The organism is Pedobacter sp. 05T44 (assembly GCF_056395985.1).
This window is the reverse complement of sequence record NZ_JBFTKO010000010.1, coordinates 86,708-104,156: the sequence shown is the minus strand read 5'-3', so window position 1 is coordinate 104,156 and position 17,449 is coordinate 86,708. Positions and strand designations below refer to the sequence as shown.

Here is a 17,449-nt window from a genome sequence, read left to right as displayed (position 1 = left end):
CGACCGAGATAAAAGCTGTTTGAAACATTTTACTTAAATAATATAATTATCTATTTTTTTTGTGCTTAACTTCGTGAGTATAAAAAAACTTAAAACCATGAATACAATACTCATCCTGTTAAGCCTTTTATTTACGCCTCCAACTAAAAGCGTTTATGATTTTTCTTTTAAAACCATTGATGGCAAGGAAATTAAGCTTTCGAAATTTAAGGGCAAAAAAATCCTTATTGTAAATACAGCTTCGAAGTGCGGATTTACGCCTCAGTATGAAGATCTTGAAAAACTACAAAAACAATATGGTAAAAATGTAGTTTTAATAGGTTTCCCGGCTGGCAATTTTGGCGGTCAGGAATTGGCTACAAATAGCGAAATCAAAGAATTTTGTACAGGAAAATATAATGTTACTTTCTTGTTGTCGGAAAAAAGCAGTGTTAAAGGAGATGACATCAGTCCTTTATTTAAATATTTAACCAGTCAGGAAAATCCTGATTTTACAGGTGATATTCAATGGAACTTTGAAAAATTCCTGATTAATGAAAAAGGTCAGTTGGTACACCGCTTCCGCTCTAAAGTTAAACCTTTAGATGAAGCGATTACAAAGAATTTGTAGGGTAGGAACCCATCATCTGCCCCTCGTCATCCTGAATTTATTTCAGGATCTCGTTTAAGCAGGTTTTTAATGTCATGTCCGGGATCCTGAAATAATTTCAGGATGACGAGAGACGCGTAAAACGAATCAGATAAACACAGCCTGTATTAAACCATGATACGGGCTGTATTATTTAACACTATTATCACTATATTTTTACACCATATTCTAATGTTTGCCGTACTTTTGTACCAAAATAAGTATGGATCATATCAAATCATTCCGGAATTATTTAGCGCTATCAGTTGCCCTTTTAGTGGCTTCCTGCTCATCAGGATACAAACTGGTAAAGACCAATCGTGCAGAATACAATGTTAATAAGGAGCTTGCGGTAGACAGCTCTATTATAAAAACCTATTTGCCCTATAAAGTTCAACTTGAGGCTGAAATGAATAAAGTAATTGGTCATTCTGCAGCGCAGATGTCTAAAAAAAGCAGCGACACCTTACCTGAAAGCTTGCTTAGCAATTTCTTTTCTGATGCTGTTTTGGAACAGGCCCTTAAATATGATCAGAATATTGATTTTGCATTGCCATCCACAAAAGGAGGTTTAAGGGTAGATTTTCCTAAAGGCAACGTTACTGTTTCTAATGTGTTTGAGCTGATGCCTTTTGAAAATCAACTCATGATTTTTACACTAAAAGGTACTGATGTTAAACAGATCCTGGACTTTATTGCTTCTACCAACGGACAGCCTGTGGCCCGTTTACAAATAAAAATAGTAGATAAGAAACCTGTAGATGTACTTGTAAACGGTAAACCTTTTGATGTAAACAAAACCTACCGAGTACTTACATCTGATTATATTGGTGGGGGTGGCGACAATGTTCCTGCTTTTAAAAATGCGACAGATACAAAGGTTATAGGTCTTAAAGTACGCGATGCACTGATGAATTACGTTAAAGAAGCTGAGGCCGCTGGCAAAACAATTAATCCAAAATTAGATGGAAGAATTACTAAAAACTAACCGCAGAGATTTTCTAAGAACCGGTGGTATTGCTGCAGCGGCTCTGGCCTTAAACTTAAATGCGTTTGAAGCTGAGGCTGCAGGAGGGGTAACAAAGCTTACCATTTTGCATACTAACGATGTTCATAGCAGGGTAGAACCTTTTCCTATTGATGGATCTAAATATGAAGGTTTGGGTGGTACTGCCCGGCGATCGGCCCTGATCAAAAGGATAAGAAGTGAAGAGAAAAACGTGTTGTTGTTTGATGCCGGTGATATTTTTCAAGGTACGCCATACTTCAACAAATTTGGCGGTGAGCTTGAAATTAAGCTGATGACCGCAATGGGTTATGATGCGGTAACCATGGGTAACCATGATTTTGACAATGGTATGGAGGGGTTTTATAAGCAACTTCCTCATGCCAACTTTCCTATTCTCAGCAGTAATTACGACTTCTCTAATACAATACTAAATAAATCGATCCTTCCGTATAAGGTATTTAAGAAGGATGGACTAAAGATCGGTGTTTTTGGAGTTGGGATAGAATTGCATGGTCTGGTTGAAGGTAAAAACTATGGTGATACAGTTTACTTAGATCCAGTTGCAAAGGCTAATGAAATAGCTGATGTATTAAAGAATGACTTTAAGTGTGATCTGGTAATTTGCTTGTCTCATTTGGGTTACAAGTATAATACTGATAAAGTATCCGATCAGATTTTAGCGAAAAACAATAAGAGTATCGACCTGATAATTGGTGGGCATACGCATACTTTTATGGATCAGCCAGAAGATGTGCAGAATTTAAGCGGGGCAATAACTACTATAAATCAGGTTGGTTTTGCTGGTATTAACCTGGGTAGGGTTGATTATTATTTTGAAAGATATAAAGGTAAAAAGTTAAAAAAGGCTTCACCTTATCTGATTTCAAATAAATTGGAAGCTTAGCATCTATTTGTATATTTACGATCTGTTTTTTTTCTAAAGAGAAATCATATTCCTCTGGTAGTTTAATGTGTATCTATTTTTTTACTGATATTTACGCTATTTTTAATTTTTTCTGTAAAAATGGCGTTAAAATTGAGGACGAGAATACACACACAAATTTGAACCAAATGAAAAAAGCAATTCTATTTATGGTAGTCGTTGTCACGTTTGCCTCGTGCAAGAAAAAATCTGAAGAAATCATAATTGAAGAGAAATTATCACCAGATATTGAACTGGTAGTTAACGGAGCAACTGAAGAGACTCAACCCTTATATCAGCCATCTGAAACCTATAATTTTTTAGGATTTGGATATGATGCTACAGATAAGTTCAATAACCAGGCTTCTATAAGAGCAAGCGTAGTTGATGTTGAAGCTTATACTGCTGCTGAATTTTCTAAAATTAACATAGATAGAGCCGGAGAGGGTTCATGGAAAACTATCGAAGCGGATAATGCAGTAGATTTATCAGAAAGATTTTCCAATTCGTTTCAAGACACTCAAGGTTTGAGACTCTTTGGAAACACCGTAGAAAATACATTCCCTGGAACCTTTGTTACTGATAAAAAGTATGTTTATGGACATTATTGCCTTTACTGGATTTTTAAAAGATGCAAGTTTCATGATTGGCAGTCCTTAAATAATTCTTTAACATCTGGTTTTAAGAGAGATATTACTTTATTAAGTGCTCAGGAGCTTGTTCATAAATATGGAACTCATGTTCTGAAAGGGGTGAGAATGGGTGCTAAATTAGACGTCTTTTATCAGGCAGAAGCTAAGGGGGAAAATAGACAATCTATCATTAAGGAGGGATTACGTTATGCTGTGAAACGGACATTTGGTTTACCAACTGGCGGTTTGGATGATGTGAATTTACGGAACTTAAATGCAAATTCTTCGGCCCAGATCTACTTTAGCTCTACTGGCGGCGATATGAGCAAATTGAAAATCGAAACTATAAATAATAGGCAAATAGTGAATATTACAAACTGGCTTTCGGCTAATACAGAAGATAATGCACAGTTTATTTTTGCTTATGACAATGGTTTGGTACCGCTTGATAGCTTTATTGATGATAGCGTAAAAAAAGCTGAGGTAAAATCTTATCTCGAACAATATTTTGCCTCTAAAGCGGCTAAATTGACAAATTAAATTTAAGGTACTGAATCATGACGGTCTGCATCGTCATCTCGACGATAGGAGAGATCTCTTGGTTATGCAATTTGTAGCTGCTTTGTAGTCAAGAGGTCTCTCGTTGCCTCGAGATGACGACCTTTATGTCTTTTAACAAAGGAAACCGCCGCCTAACAGATCGTTTCCTTCATAGAAAACTGCTGATTGGCCGGGTGCAATTGCTGATACATTATGATCAAATACTACGCGCATTTTGTCTTTTTCCTGAACAATAGTGCTTAACATACCTGCATCTTTATATCGGATTTTAGTAACCACGTTATCCATTGGCTCTAAAATACTTCCGTATTTTACCAGGTTAACGTTGCGTACAAGGGCCTCGTTTCTTTCCAGATCTTCGGCTCTTCCAAGTACTACTGTATTACTTTCAGGCATGATTTGGGTTACAAACATTGGTTCGCCGAACGCAATTCCAAGTCCTTTACGTTGGCCAATGGTGTAAAAAGGGTAGCCTTTATGCTGACCAACTACCATTCCGTCTTTAGTGATGAAGTTACCACCAGCAACTCTGTCTTCTAAATCTTCAACTTTATGTTTTAAGAAAGCACGGTAATCATTGTCAGGTACAAAACAGATTTCGTAGCTTTCACTTTTCTTAGCAAGTTCTTCCTGTCCCATATCTAAAGCCATTTGTCTGATATCAGATTTGGCAAATGAACCTAAAGGGAATTGTGTACGTGCAAGGTTTTCCTGAGAAACTCCCCACAGTACATATGATTGGTCTTTGTTTTCGTCTTTTCCTTTAGAGATTACATAACGACCGCTATCTTGTTGTCGGATGTTCGCGTAATGTCCGGTTGCAATAAATTCGCAATCCAGTTTGTTGGCACGTTTTAATAGTGCTTCCCATTTGATATGGGTGTTGCACAATACACATGGGTTTGGAGTGCGGCCGGCAAGGTATTCATCAACAAAGTTGTCGATTACAAAATCTCCAAACTCGTCGCGAATATCAAGGATGTAATGTGGGAAGCCATAGTTTACGGCAAGCGTTCGGGCATCGTTTATGCTATCCAAACTGCAGCAACCTGTTTCCTTACTGCTGCTGCCTGATGTGGCATAGTCCCATGTTTTCATGGTAAGCCCAATAACTTCATAACCTTGCTCGTGTAGCATTACTGCGGCTACTGAACTGTCGACACCGCCACTCATGGCGACTAATATTCTTCCTTTTTTACTCATTTTATTTAATACTGCCTCGGGTTCAAAGCCCGGTGATTAGAAATAAGATGCAAAAGTAAGTGATTTTAATGGGAATTTTTTAATTGAGACGTCAATAGGTTGTCAAAGTAAAATTAAGTGATCGGTTTTCGGGCTGGAACAAATTGCGCTGAAGGGCGCAAATGGTTCCGATGCCCTCTTCCCGACACTGAATTTTAGCCGAATTGGGAGGAGAGGAAGGGAGGTTTAGTTAGGAAGAGAGTTAAGGGGTGATAGGTATGGATGGTAGATGGTTAAAGCATAGTGAGAAATATTTTGATCAAACGTTATAGCAAGACTGAAAAAGCTGTTTTTTGTATGATTTTTTTATACCTTAGACAATCATAAAAAAATAGAACTAAAGTTAAATATGAAAAAAATCCTCCTGTACTGCTTTTTATCGGCTCCGGTGCTAGTAAATGCGCAGCAAAGCCTGGTAAAATATGTGAAACCAATTATTGGAACACAAAAAATGGGACATACTTATCCAGGAGCTACGGTTCCTTTTGGATCTGTTCAGCTAAGCCCTGATACTGATACTTTGTCGTACGAATTGAACGGCAAGTATAATGGCGACGTTTATAAGTATTGTGCAGGGTACAAGTATGAGGATAAAACGATTGTAGGATTTAGCCACACACATTTTAGCGGAACGGGACACTCTGATCTGGGTGACTTCCTGATTATGCCAACTCAAGGAAAACTTCAATTAAATCCAGGTACAGCGGATGATCCTAAATCAGGGTTTAGATCGGCATTTTCTCATGATAATGAGGTTGCAGAGGCCGGATATTATAAGGTTAAACTAGACGATGACAATATTTTAGCTGAACTTACCGCAACTAATAGGGTAGGTATGCATCAGTATACATTTCCTAAGTCAGATCAATCGCATATTATACTGGATTTGATGTCGGGCATTTATAACTATGACGACAAAACGGTATGGACTTTTGTGCGTGTGGTAAATGATACTTTAATTACGGGTTACAGACAAACTAATGGTTGGGCACGTACGCGCACGGTGTATTTTGCTATGTCATTTTCTAAACCGTTTGTTTCTTATGGACAAAAGAATTTCGATAAGCCTCAGGTATATAAAGGTTTCTGGAGAAAGTTTGACCAGACTAAAAACTTCCCTGATATAGCGGGAAGACGTATCAGAATGTATTTTGATTTTAAAACTGAAGAGCAGGAAAAGATCAAGGTAAAGTTCGCTTTATCACCGGTTAGTCAGGCCAATGCATTAGAAAACATGCAGGCAGAGACTCAGGGATGGGATTTTGATAAGGTAAAACAGCAGGCACAGGCAGAGTGGAATAAGGAGCTTAACAAGATTAAAATTGATGCTTCTGAAGATGATAAGATTAATTTTTATACTGCAATGTATCATGCATTTATTAATCCAACAAACTATAGCGACGTAAACGGAGAATATAAAGGGTTGGATCAGAACGTACATAAAGCCGATGGCTTTAACAACTACACCACGTTCTCTTTGTGGGATACTTATCGTGCTCTGCATCCTTTCCTGAACATTATGCAGCCTGCCAGAAACAACGATATTGTAAAATCTATGATGGCTCATTATGATCAGAGTGCGCTTAAAATGCTTCCGATATGGTCTCACTATGCAAATGACAACTGGTGTATGAGTGGTTACCACAGTGTTTCTGTTTTAACGGATGCAATTATTAAAGGTGTATATAATGGTGATGCTAACAAGGCACTGGATGCTTGTATAACGACTGCTAATCATCGCGACTACGAGGGGATAGGTGATTACATTGATTTGGGTTACATTCCTGCAGAGCGCAGCGGAACGTCGGTTTCAAATACATTAGAATATGCATATGATGATTGGTGTATTGCCAAGCTGGCTAAAAAGTTAAACAGAACGGATGTTTATGATGAGTTTACCAAACGTTCAGGAAACTGGAAAAATGTGTTTGATAAGTCGATTGGTTTTATGAGACCAAAAATGGCTGACGGTTCGTTTAAAAAGGAATTTGATGCGTTAAGTACTCATGGCCAGGGATTTATTGAAGGTAACACATGGAACTACAGTTTCTTTGTACCTCAGGATCCTAAAGCTTTAATTGAGCAGATGGGTGGCAATAAAAAGGTTGGATTAAGATTAGATTCTTTGTTTTCTATGCATCTTCCGGATGAGTTTTTTGCCGAAACTGAGGATATTACCAGAGAGGGTATTATTGGTGGATATGTGCATGGGAATGAGCCTGCTCACCATGTGGCTTATTTATACAATTGGATTGGGCAGCCGTGGAAAACACAGGAAAAGATACGCATGATTTTGAAAATGCAATATAAGCCAACACCTGATGGACTTGGTGGTAATGATGATTGTGGACAAATGAGTGCGTGGTATATGTTTTCTTCTTTAGGTTTTTATCCTGTATCTCCGGGATCGGAAGATTATTCTTTAGGAAGTCCGGCGGTTAAAAATGCAGTGCTAGCACTTGAAAATGGAAAAACATTTACTGTTGAAGCTTTAAACCAAAGTGATAAGAATGTATATGTTCAGAGGGTTTTGTTAAATGGAAAACAACTTGCTGGAACTACCATAAAGCATTCTGATATTACGGGTGGGGGGAAACTGACGTTTTATATGACATCTAAACCGGTTAAGAAATAAAGGTTTTAAATAATGCTAAACAGAAAAGGCCGATATAACTATCGGCCTTTTCTGTTTAATCGCTGAATTCATTTCTAAACAAACGCAGGCACATCTGATCTCGGATCATTGCCCTGAATTTGATTTCTTCTTATATCCGATATTTCGGTTGGTTTTTTAATTATTTTTTTGTTTAAACCACTTGCTGCATTATACAGCAGGATACTTCCCAGCGCTACTTCTTCTATACCAGTAAACGGATGTTGACGAATATTTCTGATTCCCTTTTGTAAGATATATACACCCGCAATTACAGAGATCAGTCTTTTTCCGGTATTTAAATCTTTCGCTTCGTAACCAGCAAGCGAAGTATTTACCACAGATAGCACGAATCTCTCTTTTATTTTCCCAAACATATTATTCTTAATTTAATTCTATTGACCAAACATTTCTATTGAATGTACATTAATCATACCGAATGAACATTGGACGCATTATTTTTGTTTGATTATTTTCTCTAAAACCATTTTTATCGCCTTGTCTACAACTGCCGCCGGATTTTTACTGAATTCGAAATTAACCCGGCTTGCAAGTATTGCATTTACTGACAGGGCTTTATGTCCTAAAGCTTTTGCCAACGCATAAATTCCTGCGGTTTCCATTTCTAAGTTAGTAATTCTATAGTTACTATGCTGAAAATTATTTAATAAATTGATAAAATCAGGTATGGCATTCTTAGCTCTTACCTGTCTGCCTTGTGGTGCATAGAAACCTGGAGCAGTTACTGTGATTCCTTTTTCCATATCACTTCCTATGGTATTCAGCAATACATTGTCGGCGGCTGTAAGGTAAGGGGTAATGCCTTTAATATGCGAAAACCGTGATTTAAAGGCATCTAGAATGCTATGTTCATCACCAGATAGTTCATTAATGTAGTATTGCATTAAGGCATCCAGTCCGAGGCCAAATGAAGAAGCAAGTATGGTTCCCATGGGTATGTCGGGCTGTATAGCACCTGAGGTACCAATGCGAATAATATCTAATGAGGTTAATTCTTTTTTAACTTCCCGCTTTTCAAAATCAATGTTTACAAGGGCATCAAGTTCATTAAAAACGATGTCGATGTTATCTGTTCCAATGCCTGTAGAAATTACGGTAATGCGCTTTTTATCTAAATAACCTGTATGGGTTATAAATTCACGTTTTCCTTTTTTAAGCTCTATGCTATCGAAGTGTTTAGAAACTTCAGAAACCCTGTCTGGATCACCAACTGTAATTACTGTTTGAGCCAAGTCTTCGGGCAGCAGGCTCAGGTGGTAGATGGTACCATCCTGATTAATAATCAGGTCTGCTTCAGATATTTTATTTCCCATATGTTCTCAATCTTATCTAATTTACCTAATACTGTATTTAAATTTGCCTTTCTTACCTCAAACTGTATCACACAAGCGTTGTCAAAATTTTGATTAAGGATGTTCAACTGCTCGTCTTTCATTAGGCGCATTACATCATTCATAGCCAGATAATCGAAGGTGATTTCGTAAATATCGTTTAGTGTTTTTTCTACAACATTGGCTTCTTTAATTGCTTCTGCAGCAGCAGTTTTATAGGCGTTAATTAAACCGGGTACACCGAGTAAAGTGCCGCCGAAATACCTTACCACTACAATAAGGATATTTGTTATATCAGCCGAGAGCAGTGTGTTTAAAATAGGTCTGCCGGCTGTGCCAGATGGCTCGCCATCATCTTGAATTCGGAATACGCTTCTATCAGGACTTAAACGCAATGCCCAGCAAAAATGACGTGCTTTTGGATGTTCTGACCGAAGATTTTGAAGTATATTTTTTACTTCTTCATCAGAACGTATGGGGTATGCATAAGCAATAAATTTGCTTCCTTTATCCTTAAAAACCCCTTCGGAAGCAGCGGATATGGTTTTATAGGTGTCATCAAATAGCATAAATCTTAGATAGTGTTATTAAAATAATGGCGGCCAGCGCTAAAAACAGACCCCAGTAGTTCAATTTGTTTAGTTTTTCTTTGAAAACAAATATTCCGATAAGGCTGCCCAGGATAATTACACCCATATTCATACTGGCAAATACGGTTGATGGGTTTTGTGCCATTGCACCATGCGCTTTAAGGTAGAACAGGATATTGAAGAAGTTAAAGAAGCCTAACACACAGCCACAAAGGAAGTTAACCAGTTCCAGCTTTTGGTTTTTGAATGCCCTGAAATATAGGATGGCAACAATTGAAATGGTAAAAGCTAAGATGAAGACGATGGTTAATGAAGTAGTATAAGGTATTGATTTGATCTGTGCAACCTGCTTAAAAAGTATGTCTATTATCCCAAAACCTACAAAAACTACAAGCGGGTAAAACCAGCTGCCAATGGTAATTCTTTGCGTTGTTTTCTTATGTAAAGTAAAAAATATGGCTACAAAGCCAATAGCAAGTCCGCAGATTTTAGTGATGGTAAAGTGTTCTTTGAATAGGAAATAGGAGGCCAGGATTGGAATAAATAAGGATAATCGCTGTGCAATGTCTGTTCTGGCGATGCCAATGTTTCTGATTGAACCTGCAAGGAACCAAAAAATAAGTGGCAGCAAGATTCCAAGACCTAAATAAATATCGTAATGTGAAGTGGAGGCAAGGTCTTTGAAGCTGGGTTTAAAAAAGAAAATACTTAAGCCAATAGCAAAGAGGTAATTCCACGTAACTGCCTGAAGGATATTGATTTTATATCTTTTGGCAAACTTTAGTAGTACGCCAACAGTAACGCTGCAAAAAATGCTTATTAGCAGGTAAATCATTTGTTTTGGTTATTTTGATAGATAGTTAATTTGTCTTTTTCTACGTAGTGTTCTTCTGTTATTATTCCATTGATTACAGGAGATGCGATGCCGTCTGACCAAGAGGTGGCAGAGGTGAAAACTCTTGCCTCATCCCATAAATTGCCCTGAATAAATTGGTTAAGGATATTTGCTCCGCCTTCAATAATGACAGATTGGATATCCATAAGATACAGCTGGAAAGCTATTTTTTGTGGCAGGTAGTACTGCATATCTTCCATCTGAATGAAGTGAACATTGTTTTGTACTTCTGTTTTTACTTCATTTATAACGATGGTTTTTGCGCTGTTATTATATATGTGGTTATTGGCAGGAACATGCAGATTGCGGTCAATAAGTATCCTTACCGGGTTTTTACCGGGCCATTCTCTGGCGCTTAATTGAGGATTATCGGCAATTGCGGTTTGCTTTCCAATAAGTATGGCGTCTTCTTCGGTTCGCCATTTATGTACCAGTTTTTTTGAAAGTGGACCGCTTATCCATTGTTGTACAGTGTTTTTTGGTGCAAAGTATCCGTTTGCTGTTGTAGCCCATTTAAGAATTATGAATGGACGTTGTTGCTTTATCCTGGTAAAAAAGCGACGGTTAAGGTACCTGCATTCGTTTTCCAGAATGCCTGTTTCTACTTTAATACCCGCATTTTGCAGCTTTTCTATTCCTTTTCCGTTTACATCTGCAAATGGGTCTGTATTACCGATAACAACCTTTTTTATTCGGTGTTTAATGAGCAGATCTGCACAGGGAGGGGTTTTGCCAAAGTGAGCGCAGGGCTCTAAACTTACGTAAGCTGTTGCATTTGATAGCAATTCGGCTGCTTTATCGCGATGGTTTTTCAGAACATCGTTTATGGCATTTACTTCTGCATGGGCTTCGCCGAATTTTTTGTGGTATCCTTCGCCAATTATTTGACCATTATTTACTATTACACATCCTACAAGTGGGTTTGGGCTAACACTTCCGATTCCCATTTTTGCCAATTCAAGGCAGCGTTGCATATATAGTTGGTCTGTCATTACAGCAAAAGTAAGGTATATTGTTCGATTTACTTACTTTTGCATAGCATGAATTTAAAGCAATTATTGCATCATTTTACGAATGAGTTAATAGCCATTTACGATGAACAGGAAATAATTTCTATTTTCAATATTACTGTGGAGCATATTTCTGGTTTCAATAGGAGCCAATTGATGCTAAATGCAGATGCTGAAATAGAGGATGTTAAGTATAATGAGTATTTACTGGCATTGAGCAGATTGAAAACCGGTGAGCCTTTGCAATATGTTATTGGGGATACTGTTTTTTATGGTTTAACTTTTAAAGTTAGTGGCGCTGTATTGATTCCGCGACCGGAAACAGAAGAGCTGGTTGATTGGGTTATAGAAAGATGTGGTTCAGATCAGTCTAAAACGCTTAAGAATGGTAGTATTTTGGATATTGGTACCGGGAGCGGTTGTATCGCCATTTCACTGAAAAAGAACCTGGATAACTTTAAAGTAAGTGCTATTGATGTTTCAGAAAGTGCTTTGGCAATTGCCAGCGAGAATGCGCAGCTAAATAATGCTGAAATTAACTTTATTCATGCGGATATTCTGAGCTATAAAAGTACTGAAATGTACGATGTGATAGTGAGTAACCCACCTTACATTACAATGGAAGAGCAAAAGGCTATGCATAAAAATGTATTGGAAAACGAGCCTCATTTAGCCCTGTTTGTATCTAATGAAGAGCCTTTGATATTTTATGAGGCAATTGCAGAATTTGCACTTCGTAATTTGAATGAGAATGGTCTTTTGTGTTTCGAGATTAATGAATATTTAGGTAAAGAGACAGTACAAATGTTATCTGATAAATCATTTATAAACATAGAGTTAAGAAAAGATATGCAGGGCAAAGACAGGATGGTTTTAGCTTCGGGGATGAAACTCCGTAATGATTCCTTTTAGATAATCTCTATCCAGATGTGTATAGATTTCGGTGGTAGTAATGCTTGAATGACCCAGCATTTCCTGCACCGCTCTTAAATCGGCACCGCCTTCTATTAAATGGGTAGCAAATGAATGCCTGAAGGTATGTGGACTGATGCTTTTTTTTATTCCCGCCTTTAAAGCTAAAGCTTTGATCATGGTAAAAACGGAGATTCTTGATAAACCGGTTCCGCCACGATTTAGAAAGATGTAGTCTTCAAATCCTTTCTTAATGCTAATATGTACCCTGGATTCTTCTATATAGATTTTAATGAATTTTAAGGCACTGGCCCCAATTGGCACTATACGCTCTTTATTTCCTTTTCCAATTACCTTTATGTACTCGCTTTCGTAATGTATATTGGATATTCTTAAACTGATAAGTTCTGTAACCCTTAGTCCGCATCCGTAGAGTACTTCAAGGATTGCTTTGTTTCGCATCCCATCTGGTTTGGATGCATCTATGGCCTCAATTAATTGGTTGATTTCGATAATGTTGAGCGTATCAGGTAGCTTACGTGATAACCTGGGTGATTCTAACAGGGCTGTAGGATCTATAGTAATGATCTGCTCCAATAAAAGGAAACTAAAGAACGACTTTAGGCCCGATATTACTCTGGCTTGTGTGCTTGGGAGCATTCCGAGTTCATTTATCCATGTGATAAATAACTTTAAGTCGTTACTTGTAACATCCTTTAAATTAGTGTGTTTATTTATAGAGTCGAAGTACTGGAACAACTTATCGATATCGGTAAGATAGGCATCAATAGAGTTGCCGGACAGCGAGCGCTCCAGTTTTAGATAGTCTTTAAACGATTTTAAGTAGGGGTTATTAATCACACAAAAATTTTCTGATGTAAGTTTTTAGCTTTAAGTTTGAACTGATGAAGATACAAATTATTAACGGCCCAAATTTAAACCTTTTAGGGGTTAGGGAGCCTGGTATTTATGGAAATTTAAGCTTTGATCAATATATTCCGCAATTGCGTGAAATGTATAGCATCTTTGAGATTGATTATTATCAGAGTAATGTTGAGGGTGAGCTTGTAAATAAACTGCATGAGGTTGGGTTTGATTATGATGGTATTGTACTTAATGGTGGTGCTTATACGCATACTTCTGTAGCTATTGCTGATGCAATTGCAGCTATTAAAACGCCTGTAATTGAAGTTCATATCTCTAATATTTATGCAAGAGAGGAGTACAGACATGTTTCACTTACAGGTAAGAACTGTAGAGGCGTATTAACGGGATTTGGGATGGATGGTTACAGACTGGCAATTGAAAGTCTGTTAAAGGGCTAGAAAGCATGCAGATTAAAATTTGTTTATTGATGGCCGTTTGTTCGGCTATAGGTTTTGGCGCTGTTGCACAAACTGATGTTACTGAAAAAGAGATCCTGGGTCATATCTCATTTCTTGCTTCGCCAAAAATGGCTGGCCGTTTCCCTGGAACTAAAGAAAACAAAAAGGTTGTAAGTTATCTGATTAAAGACTTTAAAAAGGCTGGTATTAAGCCTGTTAATGGTAGTTATGTTCAGGAATTTATTGCTAAAATACGGGTGAAAAAAGGGGTGACAGATACCCCAAGAGTTAAAACCCAGAATGTTGTGGGTTTTATTGAAGGTAGTGATCCGGTTTTAAAGCATGAATTTATTGTGCTTGGCGCACATTATGATCATTTGGGAATGGGTGGACCTTCGTCTAAAAAGCCGGATACTGTTGGTATACACCTTGGTGCCGACGATAATGCGAGTGGTACGGCTGCATTACTGGAAATTGCAGAGAAATTGTCGGCCAACAGAAAAGATTTAAAACGCAGTGTGCTTATAATTGCTTTTGGTGCCGAGGAGCAAGGTTTATTGGGATCCAAATATTTTGTTGAGCATCCATTGATTCCTTTATCCGCGATTAAGCTGATGCTGAATATGGATATGGTGGGCAGAATGAATGCTGAAAAGCAATTATATATGGGTGGTGCAGCTTCTTTTGATGGTGGTATGGATTTAATGAAAAGTCTGGGCCCACAGGTGGGAATTAACCCGATTGTAATTGCTTATGATGTTGGTGGCTCGGATCACGTATCATTTTATAAAAAGAACATTTCAGTATTAGGTTTTCATACTGGAGGGCATCCTCAGTACCATACGCCGGAGGATGATATTGCTCATATCAATATAGCCGGTGAAAAACTGGTTTGTGATTATATTTACAAAGCAATTGTGAGTGTAGCAAGCAGGGAAGGGGCAATATCGTTTGTTCCTGAGAAAAAGGATTGATATTGGTGTAGAAAAAGGGTTGATGTTGATGTTATTGCACAACATTCCGCCATGGCTGTTACACACACCGTCATTTCGACGATAGGAGAAATCTCTTGATCAGTAAGTAGTTGCGAGCAAATTAGCATGGCCAAGAGATCCCTCGATTCCTCGGGATGACGGCAGTTTTAAGTAATCTGTGATTATCGTTTAAATTTTTAGCTGACTAAAAAACCTGATTTTCTGTATAAAATAGGCATACACAATACTTGATGGATACTGACCAACGTGTTTTTGAAAGCTGATCTGTTTAGCTGTTCTTTTCTTTGCGTTGGCTGATAGGCTTTTAAGGAAATGAAAATGGGCTTTGTTAATGGCAAAAGCAAAATCTGTTTTTCCTTGTAGCAAAAAATGGATCCAGGCTACAAAATCTATACACATTCTAATAAATATCCTTGAATACGCATCGCCTATTGGCAGGTTCTTTTGAAGTATAATCAGGTTATTTCTGAAGTTTAAATAGGTTTTATAAGGATTATTTGCGCTTAAAGTTCCACCACCAACATGGTATACTTCTGCATCGGCACAGTAAACCACCTTGTAACCGAGGTTTTTTAAGCGCCAGCAGAGGTCAATTTCTTCCATGTGGGCAAAGAAATCAGGGTCCAGACCGCCAACTTCTTTCCATTGCTTGCTTTTTATAAAGAGGGCAGCTCCACTGGCCCAGAATATCTCACTTGAATCGTTGTACTGACCAAAGTCTGATTCAACTGTCTCAAAGAGTCTGCCTCTGCAGAATGGAAATCCGTGAAGATCAAGGTAACCTCCGGCTGCACCGGCATATTCAAACTCTTTTCTGTTTTTTTGCCATTTTATTTTAGGCTGGGCAACGGCAATACTACTGTCCGTTTGCATCATATCTATAACTGGCTGTATCCAGTTTTCTGGAACTTCTACATCTGAATTTAAAAGCACGTAATATTCGGCATCTACCTGCTCTAGTATTTTACGGTATCCTTCTGCAAATCCGTAATTGGCGTCGTTTTGTATGATCCTGATATTAGGGTAGTTGGTACGAACAAACTCAACTGAATTATCAGTAGAAGCATTGTCGCCAACTATTAATTGTAAATTACCGTACTTAGATTGAATTACACCGGGTAAAAATTGCTGAAGCAAAGCCTGCCCATTCCAATTCAAGATCACTACTGCTACACTTGGTTCCATTTATCCTGCGTTTTCGTGTTTATTGTGTTTCCATCGCCTATGGCTCCATAACCAGTAGGCGGGGTTTTCATTGATCATATTTTCAAGGATATTGAAACTCATGTCGGTAATTTGATGTTCGGTAGTTTTACTTGGGTCGTTGCAAATTGTCTCGCAATCTACCTCATAATAACCATTTTTTATATGTTTCATTTTGAAATAGATTACTGGCCTGTTGGTTTGTAAGGCTATTTTTTCTAATCCAAGTAACACAGGTGTACGCTGATTGAGGAAAGGGAGCCAGTATTGTATTTCGTGTCCAACAGGTGTTTGATCGTTGGCAAAACAAAACATAGTGAGCTCATTCCTGGTAGATGCTAATACTCTAAGTGTTTGTTTCATAGCAATAAACCGATTGCCAAATCTGGTTCTCATTTTATAGAACCAGCTGTCAAAAAGTTCATTGTTGATTGGCTTAAAAATCACGTAGCTCTGGGGGCAAAGCGTTAAACTGAGCGCCAGCATACCCCATTCCCAATTGCAGTAATGCCCTGTACACGCTAATATGCTTTGGCCATTTTTAACGTGTTGTTCTACTATTTGAAGGTTGTTAAACTTAACACGTTTTTTAAGTTCTGATTCAGAAATGGAAGCCATTTTTATTGTTTCGAGAACGAGCCGCGTAAAGTGTCTGTAGTACGCTTTCTCAATTTTAATAATCTCTTCAATGCTCTTTTGAGGAAAGGAATTGACCAGGTTCTGGCGAACAACTTTTTTACGGTAGCCTAGAATATAATATAGCGGATAGTATAGTAGTGCCGCAAAGAAATACAACAAAGAGGTTGGGAGCAGAGACAAAAAGTTCAAAAAAAATATTCCTGTAGAAGAAAAGCTTTTTTTTATCATTAATTTGGCGAATTGAGAATGCAAACATAAATTATCAGATGCAAAGTTCAGCTATATTCCCACTTTTTTATCTTCCACCTATCAGTTATTTTTCTGGTTTAAAAGACTTTGATGGTAACTTTTTGATTGAAAAGGAAGAGCATTTCCCTAAACAGACCTATAGAAACAGAGCTAGAATATACTCGCCGAATGGAAGTTTGGATCTTATTGTGCCTGTTATTAGAGGTAATAAAGTCCATACAAAGGTTAAAGATGTTAAAATAAGTAATGATTTTAACTGGCAAAGGCTTCATTGGAAGAGCCTTGAAAGCTGCTATCGCAATTCAGCTTATTTCGAATTTTACGAGGATGAGTTTGCCCGTTTTTATCATAATAAATTTGAATTTCTTTTTGATTATAACCTTGAGCTATTGGAATGGTTATTGAAACAGTTAAAAAAGGATGTAAAACTTAATTTTACTTCTGAATATATTGATGATATTGCTCCTGAATTAGACTACAGGACTAATAAAATACATTTTAAAAACGTAGATGATAATACGGTATATAAGCCTTATTTTCAAGTTTTTGACGATAGGGAAGGGTTTAAGCCAAATTTAAGTATTGTAGACTTGTTGTTTAACCAGGGACCACAATCCAAATCATATATGTAG

The 17,449-nt window shown here is 37.6% G+C and carries 18 protein-coding genes; 9 read left to right on the top strand and 9 right to left on the bottom strand.

Annotated features, from left to right (window positions below; translation table 11 throughout):
* The first annotated feature begins 97 nt into the window (after positions 1-97).
* The 4 genes from AC1DDK_RS16300 to AC1DDK_RS16285 all read left to right on the top strand — a co-directional run bounded on the left by AC1DDK_RS16300 (position 98) and on the right by AC1DDK_RS16285 (position 3,731).
* On the top strand, positions 98-610 hold the full coding sequence (locus AC1DDK_RS16300) for a glutathione peroxidase (protein ID WP_288879361.1): 513 nt from the start codon (positions 98-100) through the stop codon (positions 608-610).
* A 241-nt stretch (positions 611-851) separates the two neighbouring features.
* A complete protein-coding gene (locus tag AC1DDK_RS16295; protein WP_288879360.1) occupies positions 852-1,616 on the top strand; it encodes a 5'-nucleotidase C-terminal domain-containing protein in 765 nt (254 codons plus the stop codon).
* Positions 1,594-2,541: a bifunctional metallophosphatase/5'-nucleotidase gene (locus AC1DDK_RS16290; protein WP_337716267.1), complete on the top strand. Its 948-nt coding sequence runs from the start codon at positions 1,594-1,596 to the stop codon at positions 2,539-2,541. The genes AC1DDK_RS16295 and AC1DDK_RS16290 overlap by 23 nt, the downstream gene beginning before the upstream one ends.
* 167 nt (positions 2,542-2,708) lie before the next feature.
* The gene (locus AC1DDK_RS16285) at positions 2,709-3,731 is read left to right on the top strand and encodes an MAC/perforin domain-containing protein (protein ID WP_337716265.1); all 1,023 of its coding nucleotides are present in this window, start codon (positions 2,709-2,711) and stop codon (positions 3,729-3,731) included.
* Between the two features lie 132 nt (positions 3,732-3,863).
* Here AC1DDK_RS16285 and mnmA read toward each other — a convergent pair whose 3' ends face one another.
* Positions 3,864-4,955 (bottom strand): tRNA 2-thiouridine(34) synthase MnmA, encoded by a 1,092-nt coding sequence (gene mnmA / locus AC1DDK_RS16280; RefSeq protein ID WP_172662986.1) that lies wholly within the window; start codon positions 4,953-4,955, stop codon positions 3,864-3,866.
* 388 nt (positions 4,956-5,343) lie between these two features.
* On the opposite strand from mnmA, the gene AC1DDK_RS16275 reads away from it, so the two are divergent.
* Positions 5,344-7,629 (top strand): GH92 family glycosyl hydrolase, encoded by a 2,286-nt coding sequence (locus tag AC1DDK_RS16275; RefSeq protein ID WP_337716263.1) that lies wholly within the window; start codon positions 5,344-5,346, stop codon positions 7,627-7,629.
* A gap of 74 nt (positions 7,630-7,703) precedes the next feature.
* On the opposite strand, the gene AC1DDK_RS16270 is transcribed toward AC1DDK_RS16275, so the two are convergent.
* The 5 genes from AC1DDK_RS16270 to ribD form a co-directional block, all read right to left on the bottom strand.
* Positions 7,704-8,024, bottom strand: a complete 321-nt coding sequence (locus tag AC1DDK_RS16270) for a hypothetical protein (RefSeq protein WP_048905347.1) — start codon at positions 8,022-8,024, stop codon at positions 7,704-7,706.
* Positions 8,025-8,102: 78 nt separating this feature from the next.
* Positions 8,103-8,981 carry a nucleoside phosphorylase gene (locus AC1DDK_RS16265; protein WP_288879357.1) on the bottom strand — a complete coding sequence of 293 codons (879 nt, stop codon included), beginning with the start codon at positions 8,979-8,981 and terminating at the stop codon, positions 8,103-8,105.
* Positions 8,951-9,568 (bottom strand): IMPACT family protein, encoded by a 618-nt coding sequence (locus tag AC1DDK_RS16260; protein ID WP_172662983.1) that lies wholly within the window; start codon positions 9,566-9,568, stop codon positions 8,951-8,953. Before AC1DDK_RS16260 ends, AC1DDK_RS16265 begins: the two co-directional genes overlap by 31 nt.
* Positions 9,558-10,424 (bottom strand): EamA family transporter, encoded by an 867-nt coding sequence (locus AC1DDK_RS16255; RefSeq protein WP_337716261.1) that lies wholly within the window; start codon positions 10,422-10,424, stop codon positions 9,558-9,560. The genes AC1DDK_RS16260 and AC1DDK_RS16255 overlap by 11 nt, the downstream gene beginning before the upstream one ends.
* Complete coding sequence (gene ribD, locus AC1DDK_RS16250; RefSeq protein WP_288879356.1) at positions 10,421-11,476, bottom strand: bifunctional diaminohydroxyphosphoribosylaminopyrimidine deaminase/5-amino-6-(5-phosphoribosylamino)uracil reductase RibD; 1,056 nt, start codon at positions 11,474-11,476, stop codon at positions 10,421-10,423. The genes AC1DDK_RS16255 and ribD overlap by 4 nt, the downstream gene beginning before the upstream one ends.
* A 48-nt stretch (positions 11,477-11,524) precedes the next feature.
* Here ribD and prmC point away from each other — a divergent pair, with 48 nt between their 5' ends.
* Positions 11,525-12,406, top strand: coding sequence for a peptide chain release factor N(5)-glutamine methyltransferase (prmC, locus tag AC1DDK_RS16245; protein WP_288879355.1), 882 nt, complete (start codon positions 11,525-11,527; stop codon positions 12,404-12,406).
* Here prmC and xerD read toward each other — a convergent pair.
* On the bottom strand, positions 12,368-13,267 hold the full coding sequence (gene xerD / locus AC1DDK_RS16240; protein ID WP_172662979.1) for a site-specific tyrosine recombinase XerD: 900 nt from the start codon (positions 13,265-13,267) through the stop codon (positions 12,368-12,370). The two genes, prmC and xerD, sit on opposite strands and share 39 nt — an antisense overlap.
* A gap of 44 nt (positions 13,268-13,311) precedes the next feature.
* Here xerD and aroQ point away from each other — a divergent pair, with 44 nt between their 5' ends.
* Positions 13,312-13,731, top strand: a complete 420-nt coding sequence (gene aroQ / locus AC1DDK_RS16235) for a type II 3-dehydroquinate dehydratase (RefSeq protein ID WP_288879354.1) — start codon at positions 13,312-13,314, stop codon at positions 13,729-13,731.
* A gap of 5 nt (positions 13,732-13,736) precedes the next feature.
* Entirely contained in the window at positions 13,737-14,705 is a 969-nt protein-coding gene (locus AC1DDK_RS16230) for a M20/M25/M40 family metallo-hydrolase (RefSeq protein WP_172662977.1), read from the top strand.
* 189 nt (positions 14,706-14,894) lie between these two features.
* Here the strand turns inward: AC1DDK_RS16230 and AC1DDK_RS16225 are convergent, their stop codons facing one another.
* Positions 14,895-15,911 (bottom strand): glycosyltransferase family 2 protein, encoded by a 1,017-nt coding sequence (locus AC1DDK_RS16225; RefSeq protein WP_172662976.1) that lies wholly within the window; start codon positions 15,909-15,911, stop codon positions 14,895-14,897.
* Positions 15,912-16,796, bottom strand: coding sequence for a lysophospholipid acyltransferase family protein (locus tag AC1DDK_RS16220; protein WP_288879352.1), 885 nt, complete (start codon positions 16,794-16,796; stop codon positions 15,912-15,914).
* 38 nt (positions 16,797-16,834) lie between these two features.
* Between AC1DDK_RS16220 and AC1DDK_RS16215 the strand changes: the two genes are divergently transcribed.
* Positions 16,835-17,449, top strand: coding sequence for a WbqC family protein (locus AC1DDK_RS16215; RefSeq protein WP_172662974.1), 615 nt, complete (start codon positions 16,835-16,837; stop codon positions 17,447-17,449).

Excerpts from the sequence above, each read along its gene's own strand:
- AC1DDK_RS16300 (WP_288879361.1), top strand. The coding sequence starts at position 98 with ATGAATACAATACTCATCCTGTTAAGCCTTTTATTTACGCCTCCAACT.
- AC1DDK_RS16295 (WP_288879360.1), top strand. The coding sequence starts at position 852 with ATGGATCATATCAAATCATTCCGGAATTATTTAGCGCTATCAGTTGCC.
- AC1DDK_RS16290 (WP_337716267.1), top strand. The coding sequence starts at position 1,594 with ATGGAAGAATTACTAAAAACTAACCGCAGAGATTTTCTAAGAACCGGT.
- AC1DDK_RS16285 (WP_337716265.1), top strand. The coding sequence starts at position 2,709 with ATGAAAAAAGCAATTCTATTTATGGTAGTCGTTGTCACGTTTGCCTCG.
- mnmA (WP_172662986.1), bottom strand. The coding sequence starts at position 4,955 with ATGAGTAAAAAAGGAAGAATATTAGTCGCCATGAGTGGCGGTGTCGAC.
- AC1DDK_RS16275 (WP_337716263.1), top strand. The coding sequence starts at position 5,344 with ATGAAAAAAATCCTCCTGTACTGCTTTTTATCGGCTCCGGTGCTAGTA.
- AC1DDK_RS16270 (WP_048905347.1), bottom strand. The coding sequence starts at position 8,024 with ATGTTTGGGAAAATAAAAGAGAGATTCGTGCTATCTGTGGTAAATACT.
- AC1DDK_RS16265 (WP_288879357.1), bottom strand. The coding sequence starts at position 8,981 with ATGGGAAATAAAATATCTGAAGCAGACCTGATTATTAATCAGGATGGT.
- AC1DDK_RS16260 (WP_172662983.1), bottom strand. The coding sequence starts at position 9,568 with ATGCTATTTGATGACACCTATAAAACCATATCCGCTGCTTCCGAAGGG.
- AC1DDK_RS16255 (WP_337716261.1), bottom strand. The coding sequence starts at position 10,424 with ATGATTTACCTGCTAATAAGCATTTTTTGCAGCGTTACTGTTGGCGTA.
- ribD (WP_288879356.1), bottom strand. The coding sequence starts at position 11,476 with ATGACAGACCAACTATATATGCAACGCTGCCTTGAATTGGCAAAAATG.
- prmC (WP_288879355.1), top strand. The coding sequence starts at position 11,525 with ATGAATTTAAAGCAATTATTGCATCATTTTACGAATGAGTTAATAGCC.
- aroQ (WP_288879354.1), top strand. The coding sequence starts at position 13,312 with ATGAAGATACAAATTATTAACGGCCCAAATTTAAACCTTTTAGGGGTT.
- AC1DDK_RS16230 (WP_172662977.1), top strand. The coding sequence starts at position 13,737 with ATGCAGATTAAAATTTGTTTATTGATGGCCGTTTGTTCGGCTATAGGT.
- AC1DDK_RS16225 (WP_172662976.1), bottom strand. The coding sequence starts at position 15,911 with ATGGAACCAAGTGTAGCAGTAGTGATCTTGAATTGGAATGGGCAGGCT.
- AC1DDK_RS16220 (WP_288879352.1), bottom strand. The coding sequence starts at position 16,796 with ATGATAAAAAAAAGCTTTTCTTCTACAGGAATATTTTTTTTGAACTTT.
- AC1DDK_RS16215 (WP_172662974.1), top strand. The coding sequence starts at position 16,835 with ATGCAAAGTTCAGCTATATTCCCACTTTTTTATCTTCCACCTATCAGT.